Source organism: Dysgonomonas sp. 37-18 (assembly GCF_001899125.1).
Lineage (GTDB): Bacteria > Bacteroidota > Bacteroidia > Bacteroidales > Dysgonomonadaceae > Dysgonomonas.
Genome location: NZ_MKVC01000023.1, coordinates 197,450 through 213,484 on the forward strand (window position 1 = coordinate 197,450; position 16,035 = coordinate 213,484).

The following is a 16,035-nucleotide window of genomic DNA, read 5'->3' on the forward strand; positions in this document are numbered from 1 at the left end:
AAACAAAAAAGGGGTTTGATAAGATAATTTCCCGAATGTTAAAGATATGCGTGTGCGCAATTGCATATTTCTCTATCCCTCCGCCGGCATTACCCGGATCAGGTGTATGGGTGTGATCTCAGCCCGTTATTTTAAGGCACCCCTAAGATTTCGTTGTCAAAGATAGATATTCTATTTTGATATATAACAAGCAGTCACTTATAAAAGTTTTCTATAACTATTATTCCCGATGTTACAAAACCTCATTTTCATAGTCATATATATAAGATAAAATTATTTAACTTTGTCACTAAATTATTTAATTATGAAATACTATATGAACAAGCTTTGCGTAATCTTATTGACTCTCCTCATTTTAGTCGGATTCTCGTCGTGTGAAACGGATGAGAATTACTATTGGAAGTCAGGCACATTGGATATAAAGTTTAATCTTAATATAGATCACAATGGTTATGGACAAGCATATACAACTGTAAGGATTACTGAAATACCACAATTCAACCCCTCAAGAGAGGATCTTATTGGTATAAAAACAAATGACTCGTGGATTACAATATCAAATCTTTTAAGAGGAGATGTTATTAACAGGTTTTACATCGAAGTTCCAGGTGTCGGTGTTTATGCTTACGAAACACCAATAAGCATAAGAGAAGATGCCGCAAAGATTACAATCGATGATAATGCTTATTTTAACTTCATGAGGAATGTTAATGAATTATTATATCGTAATGGAGCTGTAGATATGAAGATTACGTTTTACTCAAATATATATGACGGAGGTCCTGCATATTTTGATATTAGTAACAACCTCGATTTGGAAGTTAGAGATTAGTAAAAATGTATGGTAATACATCTCTATTATCCGACTATCTCTCTGAGATACAACAGATAGATAAAACCAATCTATCGCTAAGAAATAAATATATCTGCCTCAAACAGATACTGGAAAGAAGCTGCAAGGAAATCACTAAAGGTGAATCTTTGCAGTTTCCTTCTTTATTTTCTCGGCTGGTCTTCATATCTCAAAAGTATGATTTGCCTAAGCGTATAGAGTGGCGGTTACATACAATCCGTATAAAGAGTTCTTTTCTGCAAAGAGATGAGAATAATCTGATTACACCCAAACAATACGACGATGCTAAACAAAGCATAGAGTTGTTTTATGCATTTTTGCAAGGTGATCATAACCCTGAAATACCCGAAGGTGTCGAACAAGAGGATAAGAAAACCTTACCGCTGGATAGACTGCGTGTGCAGGTGTTGGATATAGATAAAGAAAACCAGTTACTGATCTGTCAACCCGAGACTTTACCTCAAGAAAGATTAACGGTAAGATACAATGTGTCTGCAAATGAGATATTCAATCCTACTATCGATCGTTTGTGGATTGGCGCCCAGCTAAATCTGCTAGATGTGAGAAAGGATGGACACGGCTGCTACATTCCTTCCGTATTTGTACTTGAGCCTGACTATCTGATCGATGCTTCGGCAATGGCAGAGTGTTTTCAACCGTATGGTAATTCTCACTTGCATTACTTCCGCAGAAAGTTTGAGCCGAATGCGAATTCTCACTATATACTGTTAGGAAATCTGGCAAACTTCTTTCTCGATGAGCTTATATATACCGAAAATCCCCGAACATTGAAGTTTGAAGATGTGTTTCTAAAATCTTTCCGTCAGATGCCCTTCGAATATGCATCATGCCAAGACATAAAGGACAATTTGGATTTTCGCAACTTCATGTCGAGGGCAGAAAGCCAGTTTAATAATATCCGGCGAGTAATAATAAACGATATGCCCACAAACGGCTTTGATACTACCCTGTGTACATTAGAGCCTTCCTTCTTTTGCGAGAAATACGGTTTTCAAGGACGGCTCGACCTGTTGCAACTCTCCGATGAGGAGGATGGCGCAGACCGTATCATAGAATTAAAGTCGGGCAAGCCACCTTATCCTCGTGAAGATGTAACAAAGATCGCTTCGAACCACGAAACGCAGACTGCTATCTATCGGCTCATGATACAAAGTGTATTCAACAAGGATGCACGTCATATCTATCCTACGATTTTATATTCGAGTGCCGACAATGCCGGAGAGAATATCCGTTTTGCAGCCAGATACCAACGCTTGGAGAAAGAGATTATCAATACCCGCAATCTGATTGTCACTACCGAACACGACTTGTATTCGGGCGATGTGCAAACGGTAGAACAAATTTTCAAAGAGCTCTTCAGTTTAGATAATTATGGTAGAGCACCTCAGTTCTTCATAGATAAGCTAAAAGAGTTGGAGGACGTTCTTACTAAATCATCTCCATTAGAAAAGACATACGCCTATCGCTACATTAACTTTGTGGCAAGGGAATTATACTTGCAAAAAACAGGAGATGAGAATTTTGATACAGCAATGAGTGTCTCAGCCCTGTGGAATACAACTTTCTCCGAACGCAAAGACGCTTTGGATCTGATCTCTGATCTCGAGATAGAAGATATAGACGACAGTGGTCGGGATATGGTGATCCGATTCAATCGATTAGCCCCTCAAGATTGTGTGAACTTTCGGGTAGGAGAAATCTGTATCTTATATCCGAAGAAAGATGAGGAAGATACGGTACTCACCAACCAAATACTAAAAGGCACAGTTGTAGAAATATCATCTCATTCGGTAACCCTCCGTTTTAGATACAAGCAGCGAAACAGAGCTTTCTTCTCTCGTTACAGGCTTTGGGCGGTAGAGCACGATAAACTCGATCATGGGTATAATGCCATGTATAAAAGCCTGTTTGGTTTTCTCTCTGCTCCTGCCGATAAGAAGGAACTCTTGCTCGGACTTAAAGAGCCGAACTGTATCTCCCATGAGAACCGTCCCGACAAAGAACTGACTCAAGAGGAGAGGGGCGAAAGCGTTATAAAGAAAGCCTTGTCGGCTGATGATTATTTCCTTATCGTAGGGCCTCCGGGTACAGGCAAGACGTCCATCTTTGCACGGGAACTCATCGAGCGTCTTCATGCAAAAGAAGATAACAACATCCTTGTTATGGCATATACCAATCGTGCTGTAGATGAGTTATGTGCTGCTATCTGTCAAGCATTTTCAGAAGAAGAATTCGTGTGTGACCGATATATCCGTATAGGTTCGGAACTATCATGCGGAGAACCATATCGACATCGACTGTTGCAGAATATCTCATATAAAGCTACAAACCGCAAAGACCTATTACAGGCAATCGCCTCAACTCGGATATTTGTAGGAACATTAGCGTCTATCATGGGTAAGCTGGAACTATTCGACCTGAAACATTTTGATGTGGCAATTATCGATGAGGCTTCACAAATATTGGAATCTCAGATAATAGGTCTGCTTCCACAGTTTGATAAGTTTATTATGATTGGAGATCACAAGCAGTTGTCTACTATTACATTGCAGGATGAATTCCGATCGAAGGTCGATGGCAGCATCTTAAATGATATTGAGCTTTACGATTGCCGTGAATCTCTTTTCGAACGGCTGTTCCGTATTTGCCAAAAACAAGGATGGACGCATGCCTATGATACACTTACATATCATGGACGTATGCATCAGGATATTGCACGTCTTGTAAATGCTCACTTCTATGACAATATATTAAAGATCGCAACCGAAAGGCAGCAAGCCGACTTGAATTATCCTTCTTTTGATTCGAATGATCCATATCAGACCATGATATCAAACAAGCGGGTTTGCTTTATTCCTGTCAGAGAGGTTGATAATGCAAATATATCCGATAAAACGAACGATGCCGAAGCCGAAATTGCTGTCTCCTTGTCAATCGCTTTACTGGATATCTACAAGGCTAATAATCTTCTTTTCGACCCTCAAAGAACGCTTGGTATTATCACTCCATACCGAAATCAGATAGCCCTGATCAGGAAAAAGCTCGAAGAAACAGGTATTTCCGAATTGTCTGATATTATGATTGATACCGTAGAGCGTTATCAAGGTAGCCAGCGCGATGTGATTATACTTTCCTTCTGTTTCAATAAATCTTACCAACTCAAAAACTTTTGTAGTATGAACCGAGAGGGAACAGTAGATCGTAAACTCAATGTTGCTCTTACCCGTGCACGTGAGCAGCTCTTTCTGATTGGTAACGATTATATACTGCACCAACATCCGATATACAAGAAGATACTACAACATATTACATGAATTCTCTATAAAAAGGTGACAGATGTCACTTTTTAAATTTTAGGTATAAGTAATTGGTGTATAGTTCTATATGCTGTATTTTGAATGCAAAAGGTGACAAAAGTGACACTATTTCATTGTTTTTCTATATGTAACCTTTTATTTATTTCTGCCTTTCGCTAAAGACCGGAATAATGGGGAACAGTATCCGAATATACCCTCTATATAAGATAAATAGAAAGAGATATGATAATAAAAAAAGCTGTTTGAAGAGCAAAATATAGTTTTACTCTTCAAACAGCTTCTTCACTATTCCTAGATTGCTTTGCTTATATTAGTGCTTTTCTTTCAATGCTTCGAAGATTAAGCCTGCTATCTCTTCTGCCAACTCAGGATTGTCTTTTATCACTTCTTTTGCCGACTCACGTCCTTGTGCCAGTTTGGTTTCATTGTAGCTGTACCACGAACCGCTTTTCTTGATGATACCAAGTTCTGCACCAAGGTCTATGATTTCTCCCGAGCGAGAGATACCCTCACCGTACATGATATCGAATTCAGCCTTGCGGAAAGGAGGTGCAACTTTATTCTTTGCTACCTTCACGCGTGTCTGGCTACCCCTTACCTCATCTCCGTCTTTCAATTGTCCGATACGGCGAATATCAAGGCGTACAGATGCATAGTATTTCAGGGCATTACCGCCGGTAGTTGTTTCGGGCGAACCGAACATAACACCGATCTTGTCGCGCAACTGGTTGATAAATATACAGATGGTGTTTGTTTTGTTGATAGCAGCAGTTAATTTACGCAAAGCTTGCGACATCAAACGAGCCTGTAATCCCATTTTTGAATCGCCCATCTCGCCTTCTAGCTCTGCTTTAGGAGTCAGTGCGGCAACCGAGTCGATAACAATGATATCGATAGCCGAAGAACGAATCAATTGCTCTGCTATTTCGAGAGCTTGCTCACCGCTGTCGGGCTGTGATATATATAGGTTTTCGATGTCAACTCCAAGTTTTTCGGCATAAAAACGATCGAATGCATGTTCAGCATCCACAAAGGCTGCTATACCTCCTGCTTTTTGTGCTTCGGCTATAGCATGTATAGCCAAGGTTGTTTTACCTGACGATTCGGGACCGTATATTTCGATCACTCTGCCGCGAGGGTATCCGCCTACACCGAGTGCAGCGTTCAGGGCTATAGAACCTGTAGAAACAACAGCTATCTCATCGATTTTATCATCGCCCATTTTCATTATCGAGCCTTTTCCGTAGCTCTTCTCTATCTTGTCCATTGCAGCTTGCAGAGCTTTCAGCTTCTCTGTGTTTGGGGCTGCTTTTTTTTCTTTTTCTTCTGCCATTATTTCTCTTTGATAATTATATGAAACTTTTATTTATTTAGATCTAATATTTGTTGAGCGTGCTCTTTGGTTTTTATTTCCTTCGGAGTTATTATTTGCTCTATAATGCCCGATTCGTTTATCAGGAATGTTGTGCGAAATATGCCCATGTATTTACGTCCGGCAAGTGTTTTCTCACCCCATACACCGAATTGCTCCACAAGTCTTTTGTCTGTATCGGCAATCAGCGGAAAAGGCAATTGTTGCTTTTCTATAAACTTCTGATGCGATTTTTCGTTGTCGACACTAACACCCAGTATTTGGTAACCGGCTTTTCGGAGTTGCGAAAAGTTATCTCGCAAACTACAAGCCTCAGCTGTACAGCCCGGGGTATTGTCTTTCGGATAGAAATATAATACAAGCTTACTCCCTTGATAGTCGGATGCTTTTACTTCTTTTCCGTCCTGATCGATTCCTAAAATTACAGGTATTTTATCTCCAACAGTAAGTGCCATATTTATATTGTTTTATTTTTGTATATAGAATGTCTTTTCGTATTCGCTTTTTTTATCTCTAACATTGTTTCTCAGGTCAATAGCTTCGTTCGATATATCTGTAAACTTAGCGGACGCTTTGTTGTACACTATAGCGTCGGTGTTCGCATCATCGCCCAGTGTTCCCAAATGTTCCAGAGCAATAACCTTGTCTTTTACAGCACTGAGGTATGCCAGTACTGCCAGTTGGTAACTCTCTCCCCCTTTGTATATCGGAGTCTCTTTTACGGTCGTCAGGTATTTATCGATTTCCTCCAGAGTTTCTATTCTGTTTTTCGTGAGGTTAGCATTCGCTTTTTTATCCCATACATCTTGCACCAATTTTTCATATCTGGAGTATGCTGCATCGCTATAATTGACGGCATCCAGTAATAAATAATTGTAATGCGTTTTCGAGTCTCCTTTGTTTGTCTTTTCTACAACACGTTTTGTTACCGTCTGGGCATTTACAATTGTAACTGATCCCAGCATTGCCACTGCAATGAATAAATACTTTTTCATACTAAGGTGTGTTTTGTTTAGTTTGTATATTAAGATTGAAGGATTATTTCACTTCAAACCATTTGTCGTTGGCCGGAGGTATATAATCTTCCATTTTTTTCAGCAAACTGCCAATATTACCATCTATCAACAAAAGATCAAGATATTCATTTTTCAGGAAACCATTTTTGATCATTGTTTTCGACATCGTAATAAGCGGATCATAATATCCGTTGGTATTCAATACTGCTATCGGTTTTTTGTGTAATGCCAATTGAGCCCAAGTAAGCATTTCAAATAATTCGTCTAAGGTTCCGTATCCTCCCGCTAGAGCGATAACTCCATCGCTGATCTCGTTCATTAAGGCTTTGCGTTGGTGCATTGTTTCTACGATATGAATCTGTGTCAGGTTGGTATGTTCCAACTCCTTGCTTTTCAGAAATTCGGGTATAACACCTATTACTTCTCCTCCTTCGCTTAGTGCGCCATTGGCTACATATCCCATAAGCCCTACGTGTGCACCTCCATATACAATGCCATAGCCTTTTTGTGCGATTGTTTTTCCGAGTAGGGTTGCTTGTTCTGCAAAGATTTTATCTGAACCTGAGGCCGAGCCGCAGAATATTGATATATATTTCATTATTAATTTATAAAATTAAAAATCCAAAGAAATGTATGGATACATACATTCGCTAAAGAGTTTCCAGCAAAGATGTTTTGTCAATGCAATGTTTTCGTTTCGCTTATCTTATCATAGCAAAGATAATAATATTATTAGATAAAAAATGATATGTAAACCTGATGTTGAAAACTATTTTATCAGAGAATTAGATCAAAGACTGGCATTACTTTCTGCTTATTTTGTAAGTTTACATTTTCTATTTATAAATACGCCCCTGTTATTTTATAAAGAATATTACTAATGTGCATTAAATTAAAAATGAGGATGAAATATATATTAATCACAATTATAGCCGTATTGTCTTTTTCGGCTTGTCAGACCTCCCGTCAGGTGGGAGCAGGTATTTATGGTTGGCACAATGTAGCCGTAACCGAAGATATGAAAATCTATACAGACACCCTCAATCTGAAACAAGACGGAGCAGTGTCTTACGCCTACGAAAAACGAATATATACGTCTGCCGAAGCTCGTAAGGCCTATGTGGATAAAATAAGAGACAGGTATGTGGCGATGAAAAAGCCGGAAAAAGCTGAGAAATGGAACGATTTCAGTTACTGTATCTACTATAGTATGTACGATTGTTCAAACAGACGCTTTAGAGTCTTATCTGTAGAAGATTATGACTCGTCGGGTAAACTGATTCAGAAGACAGTCACATCCAAAGATAAACTGAGATGGCTAGAGGTGAATGCCAAAACTGTGGGTGATTACACTTTCTTCTTTGTTTGCGATTACGGAAAGTGATTTAGATGATTGATTATAGGATTTTGCCGAATGCGGTTTACTCGTCAGTCCGATTCTTTCTCTCTGATACGAACCAGCCTCATTATAATCTTATTGGGATCATCCTTATCTAAGATGGTTAGGACATCGTCTTTTAGCACAAACGTTTCTGTCCTCTGTTTTCCCATTCTATCCGTAACGGTAATAAGATTGTTGTTGATAGTATAAAAGCCTAAGCATTCTGTTTTGCTGACAAGACCATTCGTTTTTATTTCCAGATACATAGAGTCTCGGTCTATCTTCAACTCCGGAGCTACGATGGTATCTCCGTTTACTATAATGGCAGTGTCACGGTTGTGTTCCATTTCTACAGCCCAACGCCCCTCCAATGTCGGTTGAGTGCTGCATGCCATCAAGATAGTTAAGAATGAAAAACAAAAAAGTAAATGTTTCATCAATATACGGCTTTAGAGGGGTTGAAGGTAGGAAAAAATAATCAGAATCTATATAAAATGATTTTGCATTATAAACTTTCTTAATTCAAAAATCAGGCTTTATTCATTGTGTTTAACTATACTAAAAAAGGAATATACAAGTTATTTAAAGTAAACAAATGCATTTAATTGATTGTTATCATTATAAATATCTTATATTTGTTAATAATAGAATTATATAACACATAAATTACAGCACATTATGAAGGGATTTATTTTAGGTTTAGCTGTAGGTGCACTAGGTGTATATGCAGCATTGAAACTATCCGATGAGGAAACAAGGGAAGAATTGCGCACAAGAGTAAACAGCGCTACGGATAAAGCGAAGTCAGACTTAGACTATGGGTTGGCTGTAGGCAAAAGCAAGGCTTTGCGTGTAGGCGTAAAGGCAAGGCAAGAAGTAAGAAAAGGAAAACAAAAAATAAATGAAGTTACCGGCGAAGTGGCAGGAAAGCTGGCGAACGAATTGTCGGAAATAGAAGCAAAGGCTAAAGCAAATGCAGCAAAGGCTTAACTCCGTTTGTTTTATAATATAAAGAAAGAGATAATCGTATGGTTATCTCTTTTTTTTGTGTAAACAGCTTTATCTGTTTCTGTAACATGGGGAAATATTTCATATATTTATATTTTGAACAAAAATTGCACAATGAAGAAAATTGCTATCACCGGGGCTGCCGGAAACTTAGGAGGGCTCTTAGCTCAGGAACTTCAACACAAAGAAAATGTACACCTGAATTTGCTGATACACAAAAAAGATGTAGCCGAGAATCTGAAAGGTAAGAACAATGTATCTGTGTTTCGGGTTGATCTGGCAAGCCCCAAAACATTGGGAGACGTATTAGCCGGAGTTGATGTGGTTGTACATTTTGCAGGGGTTTTGTTTAAGGCTAATCCCGAAAAGTTTTTGCCAACTACAAACACTCTATACTTTAAAAACTTACTCGATGCAGCTATACAGCAGAAGGTGAAACGTGTAATATTGATTAGTTTTCCTCATGTTGAAGGAGAATGTACTCCCAATAATCCCGCAACAGGGCACTTGGATGGACAGCCCGAATCGATGCATGCCCGTACTCGCCTTGAAGAAGAAAAGCTCTTGTTCGGCTATGGTGACAAATACGGCATAGAGGCTGTCTCTCTGCGGGTAGGAATGGTCTATGGCAAAGGGATACTGATGATAGATGCTGCACAGTGGTTTGCTCGACATTGGCTTTTGGGCGTGTGGCGGAAACCTACATATATTCATCTTATTTCGAAAGTGGATTTTGCAAATGCCACTATTGCCGCAGCTTTGAAACCTGATATCAAAGGGATATATCACATAGGTGACGAAGGAGTGCAAACCTTACAGCAATTCTTAGACGATATTACTGCTTATAGCGGGAATCGCAAGCCTTGGCGTATGCCTGTATGGATGATAATGGCTGCATCAAAAGGGTCGGAACTATTTTCATCTTTGTTTCGCACACAGAGCCCTCTCACCGTAGACTTTGTCAAAATAGGGATGGTTTCATACTATGGTGATACCCGTCGTATGAGAAACGAGTTATTGCCCGAGCTGAAATTTAAAACTTATCAGGATGGGATAGAGCTGTTTTGACGATTGGTTTATCTGATCTCTTTTCCGAAAGGAACAAGAGCTAAATGTATCAGTTTGAAATGCTGTTTTCCAAATGGAATGCCTATTATTGTGATACAGAGAAGAACTCCCCAGAACAAGTGTGTAAGGGCAATCCAGAATCCTCCGATTATGATCCATATAATATTCATCACCAGATTGAGGCACCCCGGAGCAGAGTCTTTCGATTCAACATGGCTCCCGAATGGCCATATTGCAAGTATTCCCAGCTTGAAAGCTTGTAGTCCGAAGGGAATGCCTATGACGGTCAATAACATAAGAAATCCGGAAATGAAGTATTCGATGGCTATCATAAAGCCTCCGCAAATCAACCATATTATATTCCCTATTGTTTTCATACGTAACTTGTGCTTAAAGGTATTTAAATAAGATAAATAAAATCAGTTGAACAAATATAGCAGGATTTTGTAAAAGCAATAAGAATATTCTGACTTTTTATGGAGCGAATGTCTCGTTAATGGAAAATAATTTGTTTTTTTGTGGTAAACATGGAACGAATGTCTGTTAGATTGATAAGCCTTGCAGGTTTTATTTTTGCTTTCCTATTCTTGGTTAGTTGCAAGCCCTACAATAGCGATGAGGTAAATAACCAGATGATACAAGGAAAATGGCAGCTTGTGGCTGTGGAATCGAAAAGAAACGATTCGGCAATCCTAGACCTGAATCAGCAAGATGTATATTTATACTTTAATGGAAATAAGTGTACGCAAGAAATTGTCGGGCTTGTAAAGTCGGACTATACCTTTATAATACATAATTTTACACTGATGTTGTATAAAGATTCTATATTCGATAATAAGCTTGATATATACACTTTAACTGTCGACTCTTTAGTTTTTAAGCAAGGAGGAGACAGGTCTCTAAAATATAAAAGAACAGGACTGTAAGTTTGCCTGTTCTTCTATAATTTGTGTATGTATGTTGTAGATGCTTTTTAATCTATCCTTCTGAGAAACCTTCTCATTTCGTATATTATATCGGGTCTGGCATCAGTCCTGAACTTGTTGAAGCTAACGAAAGAATCAAACTCTTTATTCGTAGATGAATCTGTTCTTTTTTTCCAGTCTGTAACCCAAAGAAAAGGTGCTGTGGGTACATAATTTCCAAGTGTATCAACTGCATTATCTACAAAGTAATAGACAATATCGTCAACGATTTTTACGGGATATTTACCTGTGATTCGTACTCCATCATTATCCGGATCACGGAAATCTATATTTACCGATGTCTTTCCACTTCCTTCATCATTGAACGTATATGTGTTTCCTTTCAGCTTAGCCAGTGTTTCTTTCGAATAAGTAGCGTCGTATACCCCATTAGCCAATAGCTGATAATCATATACTTCCCATTTTCCTACTAGGCTGCTATATTTACCCTTAACATCTACTTTCTCCATATTGGGATGTATATTCGGTGCTTTTTCTATATTTCTCATCGATCTGCCGTCTCTGATCTTATAGCCATCTACCGTAAAGTATTTGAATACCGTAAAAGCCTCCTTGTTTTTATAAAATATAGAGATTGTTTCGGTATTTACAAAAGAAGTATCTCTCCCGTTATGTCGTGTAACATTCATGGTGATCAGACCATCTTTTACATCGTAAGTACCTTTATCTATAAGCTCATCCAGTACATTTGAGTTTTCGAATGTGTAAACGCCTTTCGAGTCTATATAGAACTTGTTTATAAATCCGTCATAATCTACTGATCTGAAATTTGGATATGCCGATTCGGACCCATCTTCTTTGACTTTAATTACTTGTTTCTCCGAGTTATATATTTCCCATGTGCCCAATAAATCATCTTTAGTAAGTTCAGATGTGGGAATTGTTTCTGTATTGGTATCCGGTTTGTCAGGAGTATCGCTGTTACAACTGCTTAATCCTATAATAGTACATATTAAGGGAAAAATGAAAAGTAGTTTTTTCGTCATTATCATTTGGAGAACGTTTTGTATAGTTTATGCCTGTTTGCTGTGCAAAGATATAATAATATCTGCAAATGAATGAAATGTATAGCTTTGTTTTTGCTTTATTTAATTGTATTCTATCGTTTTAGCCTCTATGGATAGATTAAATGTATTTTTTTGTAAATTATTATTTAGGTATGTTAAGGTAGTTTTATCGACTCAAATTCTGCCTCTTTAATATGAGCGGATAAGAAAAATCATAATCGGAAACGTATAGTGTCATTATTCCGTTTTTGATGGATCGTATTTGTAATGACAATTTTTTTGGTGTAAGTTTTTTTGTGTTGTTGTTTTGTAGAAATTCAAAATAAGTAATATAGATGCTGTTATTCTCAATCAAATACTTTCCTGTAATATTGAAAAGAATGACTCCGTCCATCGATTCTCCTAAATGAAAAGTATAATCATCCTTGAATATGTATATATAAGGATATTCCGTCTCTGAATATTGCCCCGGCTTGTCAGTTTCTTTTACTTCTACCCATCGTCCGGCAATGTCGCTTTTTGTGTAAGAAACATCTTGTCCAAAGAGATGAAGAAAAGAGATTGAGAGTAAGCAGAATAGGATAACCTTTTTCATACTAGTTAGGTGTTAAGATATGCGGAAGTGAAACCTTATTTCGCAATATCTGTTATCTCGTCCGAACGGTATACATGAAGCCCTACTGTATTCTGTTGAGCAACTCTATACATGGCTTCAGCTACATCCTTCGCTTTGATCGGACGATATTTCTTTAATTTGCCTGTAAGAAATATGGAGAATATTTTCATGGCAAAACTCAGTACTCTTTCTCCAAAGCGGAATTCTTTCCTGTTACCTTCCAATAACGATGGTCTGAATATGGATATAGACTGGAACGGCAATTTCCTTAGCTCTTCTTCGCACTTGCCTTTTATGCGTAAATAGAAGTTGCTCGATTCCGGATTGGCTCCAATTGCTGATATAATTGAAAATTGCTTTATGCCATTCACAGCAGCTACCTTTGCAAATTGAAGAGGGTAGGTAAGGTCTACTTTTTTGAATGCTTCTTGGCTTCCGGCTTTTTTGATGGTCGTTCCCAAACAGCAAAACATATCATTGCCTTCCATGTAATCCTTATACGAGTCTACGTCGTCGAAGTCTACGATATGCTGAACCAGTTTGGGGTGCGATATTTTAGTCTCGCGACGTACAAAACATATCGTTTTATCGTAGATGTCACTATTTAATAGTATTCTCATTAGATGTGACCCCGTCAATCCGGTACTTCCTATCAATATTGCGGTTTTTGCCATCTCTTTATCCTTTTGCTTTTCTATTTAATTATTCAAGGTCTACTACAGTAATTCCAGTTCCTCCAAATTGTACATGCTCATCCTGAAAATTTCGCACACCTTGAGCCGTACGGAGATAGTCTCGTATCATCTGTCTTAGTGCTCCCGTTCCCGTTCCGTGTAATATTCGTATTCGAGAAACCCCTACGAGCACTGCATCGTCTACAAAATACATGACTGCTTGCAGTGCCTCTTCGCCACGCATACCTCTCACATCTATATCTTGCTTAAAGTTGAGTTTCTTCTCTCGGAGATCGTCGCTGGCTGCTACGCTGACTGTAGTGCTGCGGTTTTCACGTTTTACTTGATTTTTACTTATATATTCAAGCGTTTCGAGTTTTACGGTCGATTTGATCATGCCAAATGCAACTGTAGCGCTTCCTTTTTGTATATCAAGGACTTGTCCGATTGAAGTTTGTCCTTTGATGCGTACATTGTCTCCAATAGCGATTATTTGTTCTTTAATCTCTTTGGGTTGTTCGCTTTTTTTCTTTTTATTTTTTTCTTTCTCTTTTAACTTCTCTATTTTCTTAGCGATCTTATCATCCGAGAATTTTTTTTCGTCTTCTAATGACGATTTGAATTCGTTAAGAGTCAATCGGGCTTGCTTTGTCTTTTCCTTCTCGGCCTGCGATTCTCGAATTGTACGTATCGTATTCTCTATTTTGGCATTGGCCTCAGATAAAACCCGTTCTGCATCGGCCTTAGCCTGACGGAGTATTTCTTTCCGTTGTTTTTCGACGCTCAGCAGATCTGTTTCGTATGTTGTGGTAATCTCTTCAAGCCGTTTTTCTTTCTGACGGATGCTTTGGCGCTTGGTTTCCCAATATCGTTTATCTCTGACAATATCTTGCAGGTATTTGTCCATATTGATGTAGTCACTGCCTACTATTTCAGAAGCATCGGCAATTACATCTTCCGGCAAACCTATTTTTCGGGCTATTTCTATTGCAAAAGAGCTTCCGGGGTTGCCGATAGATAAAGTGAACAGAGGTTGCATCAGGTGGCGATCGTATAGCATTGCCCCATTGATAACACCTTTGTGTTCATTTGCATAATGTTTGAGGTTTTGGTAGTGAGTTGTGATTACACCAAAAGACTCTTTTTCATTAAAGCGTTTAAGCAGGGATTCTGCTATTGCGCCGCCGATTTGTGGTTCGGTTCCCCCTCCAAATTCGTCTATAAGTAAGATTGTTTTTTCATCGCAGTTTCTTACAAAAAACTTCATATTGGTTAGATGCGAACTGTATGTACTCAAATCATTTTCTATAGATTGTTCGTCACCTATGTCTATAAATACATTGTTGAATATCCCTACTTTCGAATTTTCTGCTAAAGGTATCGGTATTCCGCATTGTACCATATATTGAAGTAGTCCCACTGTCTTTAGGCAAACGGATTTACCTCCTGCGTTTGGTCCTGAAATAATGAGAATGCGATTGTCTTCCTCTAGTTCTATATCGAGAGGTACAATTTGCTTATTCTGTTTTCTATGAGAAATAAATAGCAGAGGGTGCTTCGCTCTATACCACCTTATAATCTGCTTGTCTTCTATGCTTGGTTTTATAGCATCCAGATCGATGGCAAATGTAGCTTTGGCTCTTATAAAATCGATTGTAGCGAGAAATTCATACGACTGCAATATGTCTGCTACCAGCGGGCGAAGTATGTCGGTGAATGTCACCAGTATTTTTATAATCTCTCTGCGTTCTTCACTTTCCAGCTCTCTTATGCGGTTGTTGGCTTCTACTACTTCGGCAGGTTCTATAAATACAGTTTTGCCCGAAGCTGACTCATCATGTACAATCCCTTTTATCTTCCGCTTAAATGCCGGTGCTACGGGTATTACAAGACGTCCGTCACGCATGGTGGGAGTTACATCTTTTTCTACAAGTCCTTCGTTCTGAGCCGTGCGTAAAATTGCATTAAGGCTTCGAGATATCCCGCTCGAAACATGTGCTATATCTTTCCGTATGCGGCTTAGCTCAGCGGATGCATTATCCTTTATGCGCCCAAACTTATCCAGAATATTATCAATCTTACTTATTAGCTGGGGAAATATCGCAACCTCTCCTGCCAATGCATACAAGTATGGGTAAGGGGTATTTTCTTCTTCCTCCTTTTTTAGGAAAAGAACAATGTCCCGTATTGTTTGTAACGATCTTCGTAAATCAAATAAGGCTGCTTCGTCTATCCATGTGCCTTCTACCCGTATGTTGCGTAGAGCATGCCTCACGTCAAGAAAATAATTTGTAGGGAAGTTGTCTTCTTCGTTTATGATGCGCATAAATTCCTCGGTTTGAGACAACGATTCTGATATATGTGTATAATCAGAAGAGAAGGCCAGATTGATAACCTTTTCTTCCCCCAGTGGACTTAAGCATTTTGCTATGAGTAGTTGGCGGATTTTGTCAAATCCTATTTTATATTCAAAGTTTTCCGGATAAATCACAGCGCTATTATTAAAATAGAGTGCAAATATAGTGAAATAGATTAACTCATTCTGTATTCAAATTTTATAAAATGGGCTTATTCTTTTTGCAGAATATAAAAATTACTTTACTTTTGTGAAAATTAAAAGGGAGAGCTTTATTACAAACTCCTAGAAGGCTGTGGAATAGTACAAATGCCATCTATGTAAATAAAAAAGAGCTATACATAATTTACTGCTAAATAT

Annotated in this window: 16 protein-coding genes and 1 riboswitch; of the genes, 6 read left to right on the forward strand and 10 right to left on the reverse strand. The window is 38.4% G+C overall.

Annotation, left to right across the window (positions count from 1 at the left end):
• Positions 1–58: 58 nt before the first annotated feature.
• A riboswitch (TPP riboswitch) is annotated at positions 59–154 on the reverse strand.
• A 150-nt stretch (positions 155–304) separates the two neighbouring features.
• Complete coding sequence (locus BGO84_RS08555) at positions 305–832, forward strand: hypothetical protein (RefSeq protein ID WP_291028800.1); 528 nt, start codon at positions 305–307, stop codon at positions 830–832.
• Between the two features lie 5 nt (positions 833–837).
• A complete protein-coding gene (locus BGO84_RS08560; protein WP_291028801.1) occupies positions 838–4,188 on the forward strand; it encodes an AAA domain-containing protein in 3,351 nt (1,116 codons plus the stop codon).
• Between the two features lie 313 nt (positions 4,189–4,501).
• Here the strand turns inward: BGO84_RS08560 and recA are convergent, their stop codons facing one another.
• From recA to BGO84_RS08580, 4 genes are read right to left on the reverse strand one after another with little or no spacing between them, the layout of a single operon-like run.
• Positions 4,502–5,524, reverse strand: coding sequence for a recombinase RecA (recA, locus tag BGO84_RS08565; RefSeq protein ID WP_135104902.1), 1,023 nt, complete (start codon positions 5,522–5,524; stop codon positions 4,502–4,504).
• A 29-nt stretch (positions 5,525–5,553) separates the two neighbouring features.
• Positions 5,554–6,018: a thioredoxin-dependent thiol peroxidase gene (gene bcp, locus BGO84_RS08570; protein WP_291028802.1), complete on the reverse strand. Its 465-nt coding sequence runs from the start codon at positions 6,016–6,018 to the stop codon at positions 5,554–5,556.
• 12 nt (positions 6,019–6,030) lie between these two features.
• Entirely contained in the window at positions 6,031–6,558 is a 528-nt protein-coding gene (locus BGO84_RS08575; protein WP_283685952.1) for a hypothetical protein, read from the reverse strand.
• Between the two features lie 43 nt (positions 6,559–6,601).
• On the reverse strand, positions 6,602–7,177 hold the full coding sequence (locus tag BGO84_RS08580; RefSeq protein WP_291028803.1) for a TIGR00730 family Rossman fold protein: 576 nt from the start codon (positions 7,175–7,177) through the stop codon (positions 6,602–6,604).
• Positions 7,178–7,483: 306 nt separating this feature from the next.
• Between BGO84_RS08580 and BGO84_RS08585 the strand changes: the two genes are divergently transcribed.
• The gene (locus tag BGO84_RS08585) at positions 7,484–7,963 is read left to right on the forward strand and encodes a surface-adhesin E family protein (RefSeq protein WP_291028804.1); all 480 of its coding nucleotides are present in this window, start codon (positions 7,484–7,486) and stop codon (positions 7,961–7,963) included.
• A 44-nt stretch (positions 7,964–8,007) separates the two neighbouring features.
• Here BGO84_RS08585 and BGO84_RS08590 read toward each other — a convergent pair whose 3' ends face one another.
• Complete coding sequence (locus BGO84_RS08590) at positions 8,008–8,397, reverse strand: hypothetical protein (RefSeq protein WP_252636965.1); 390 nt, start codon at positions 8,395–8,397, stop codon at positions 8,008–8,010.
• 241 nt (positions 8,398–8,638) lie between these two features.
• Here BGO84_RS08590 and BGO84_RS08595 point away from each other — a divergent pair, with 241 nt between their 5' ends.
• Both BGO84_RS08595 and BGO84_RS08600 read left to right on the forward strand, forming a co-directional pair.
• Positions 8,639–8,950, forward strand: coding sequence for a hypothetical protein (locus BGO84_RS08595; protein WP_252636963.1), 312 nt, complete (start codon positions 8,639–8,641; stop codon positions 8,948–8,950).
• A 132-nt stretch (positions 8,951–9,082) separates the two neighbouring features.
• Positions 9,083–10,036 carry an NAD-dependent epimerase/dehydratase family protein gene (locus BGO84_RS08600; RefSeq protein ID WP_291028805.1) on the forward strand — a complete coding sequence of 318 codons (954 nt, stop codon included), beginning with the start codon at positions 9,083–9,085 and terminating at the stop codon, positions 10,034–10,036.
• An 8-nt stretch (positions 10,037–10,044) separates the two neighbouring features.
• Here BGO84_RS08600 and BGO84_RS08605 read toward each other — a convergent pair whose 3' ends face one another.
• Positions 10,045–10,413: a YccF domain-containing protein gene (locus BGO84_RS08605; RefSeq protein ID WP_283685957.1), complete on the reverse strand. Its 369-nt coding sequence runs from the start codon at positions 10,411–10,413 to the stop codon at positions 10,045–10,047.
• A 159-nt stretch (positions 10,414–10,572) separates the two neighbouring features.
• Between BGO84_RS08605 and BGO84_RS08610 the strand changes: the two genes are divergently transcribed.
• Positions 10,573–10,962, forward strand: coding sequence for a hypothetical protein (locus BGO84_RS08610; RefSeq protein ID WP_291028806.1), 390 nt, complete (start codon positions 10,573–10,575; stop codon positions 10,960–10,962).
• 47 nt (positions 10,963–11,009) lie between these two features.
• On the opposite strand, the gene BGO84_RS08615 is transcribed toward BGO84_RS08610, so the two are convergent.
• From BGO84_RS08615 to BGO84_RS08630, 4 genes are all read right to left on the reverse strand, one after another.
• A complete protein-coding gene (locus tag BGO84_RS08615) occupies positions 11,010–12,014 on the reverse strand; it encodes a hypothetical protein (protein ID WP_291028807.1) in 1,005 nt (334 codons plus the stop codon).
• Positions 12,015–12,195: 181 nt separating this feature from the next.
• Positions 12,196–12,624: a lipocalin family protein gene (locus BGO84_RS08620; protein WP_291028808.1), complete on the reverse strand. Its 429-nt coding sequence runs from the start codon at positions 12,622–12,624 to the stop codon at positions 12,196–12,198.
• A gap of 35 nt (positions 12,625–12,659) precedes the next feature.
• Positions 12,660–13,319, reverse strand: a complete 660-nt coding sequence (locus BGO84_RS08625) for an oxidoreductase (RefSeq protein ID WP_291028809.1) — start codon at positions 13,317–13,319, stop codon at positions 12,660–12,662.
• 28 nt (positions 13,320–13,347) lie between these two features.
• Positions 13,348–15,810, reverse strand: a complete 2,463-nt coding sequence (locus BGO84_RS08630; RefSeq protein ID WP_291028810.1) for an endonuclease MutS2 — start codon at positions 15,808–15,810, stop codon at positions 13,348–13,350.
• Positions 15,811–16,035: the final 225 nt, after the last annotated feature.

Coding starts and splice junctions, on each gene's coding strand:
- BGO84_RS08555 (WP_291028800.1), top strand. CDS start 305: ATGAAATACTATATGAACAAGCTTTGCGTAATCTTATTGACTCTCCTC.
- BGO84_RS08560 (WP_291028801.1), top strand. CDS start 838: ATGTATGGTAATACATCTCTATTATCCGACTATCTCTCTGAGATACAA.
- recA (WP_135104902.1), bottom strand. CDS start 5,524: ATGGCAGAAGAAAAAGAAAAAAAAGCAGCCCCAAACACAGAGAAGCTG.
- bcp (WP_291028802.1), bottom strand. CDS start 6,018: ATGGCACTTACTGTTGGAGATAAAATACCTGTAATTTTAGGAATCGAT.
- BGO84_RS08575 (WP_283685952.1), bottom strand. CDS start 6,558: ATGAAAAAGTATTTATTCATTGCAGTGGCAATGCTGGGATCAGTTACA.
- BGO84_RS08580 (WP_291028803.1), bottom strand. CDS start 7,177: ATGAAATATATATCAATATTCTGCGGCTCGGCCTCAGGTTCAGATAAA.
- BGO84_RS08585 (WP_291028804.1), top strand. CDS start 7,484: ATGAAATATATATTAATCACAATTATAGCCGTATTGTCTTTTTCGGCT.
- BGO84_RS08590 (WP_252636965.1), bottom strand. CDS start 8,397: ATGAAACATTTACTTTTTTGTTTTTCATTCTTAACTATCTTGATGGCA.
- BGO84_RS08595 (WP_252636963.1), top strand. CDS start 8,639: ATGAAGGGATTTATTTTAGGTTTAGCTGTAGGTGCACTAGGTGTATAT.
- BGO84_RS08600 (WP_291028805.1), top strand. CDS start 9,083: ATGAAGAAAATTGCTATCACCGGGGCTGCCGGAAACTTAGGAGGGCTC.
- BGO84_RS08605 (WP_283685957.1), bottom strand. CDS start 10,413: ATGAAAACAATAGGGAATATAATATGGTTGATTTGCGGAGGCTTTATG.
- BGO84_RS08610 (WP_291028806.1), top strand. CDS start 10,573: ATGTCTGTTAGATTGATAAGCCTTGCAGGTTTTATTTTTGCTTTCCTA.
- BGO84_RS08615 (WP_291028807.1), bottom strand. CDS start 12,014: ATGATAATGACGAAAAAACTACTTTTCATTTTTCCCTTAATATGTACT.
- BGO84_RS08620 (WP_291028808.1), bottom strand. CDS start 12,624: ATGAAAAAGGTTATCCTATTCTGCTTACTCTCAATCTCTTTTCTTCAT.
- BGO84_RS08625 (WP_291028809.1), bottom strand. CDS start 13,319: ATGGCAAAAACCGCAATATTGATAGGAAGTACCGGATTGACGGGGTCA.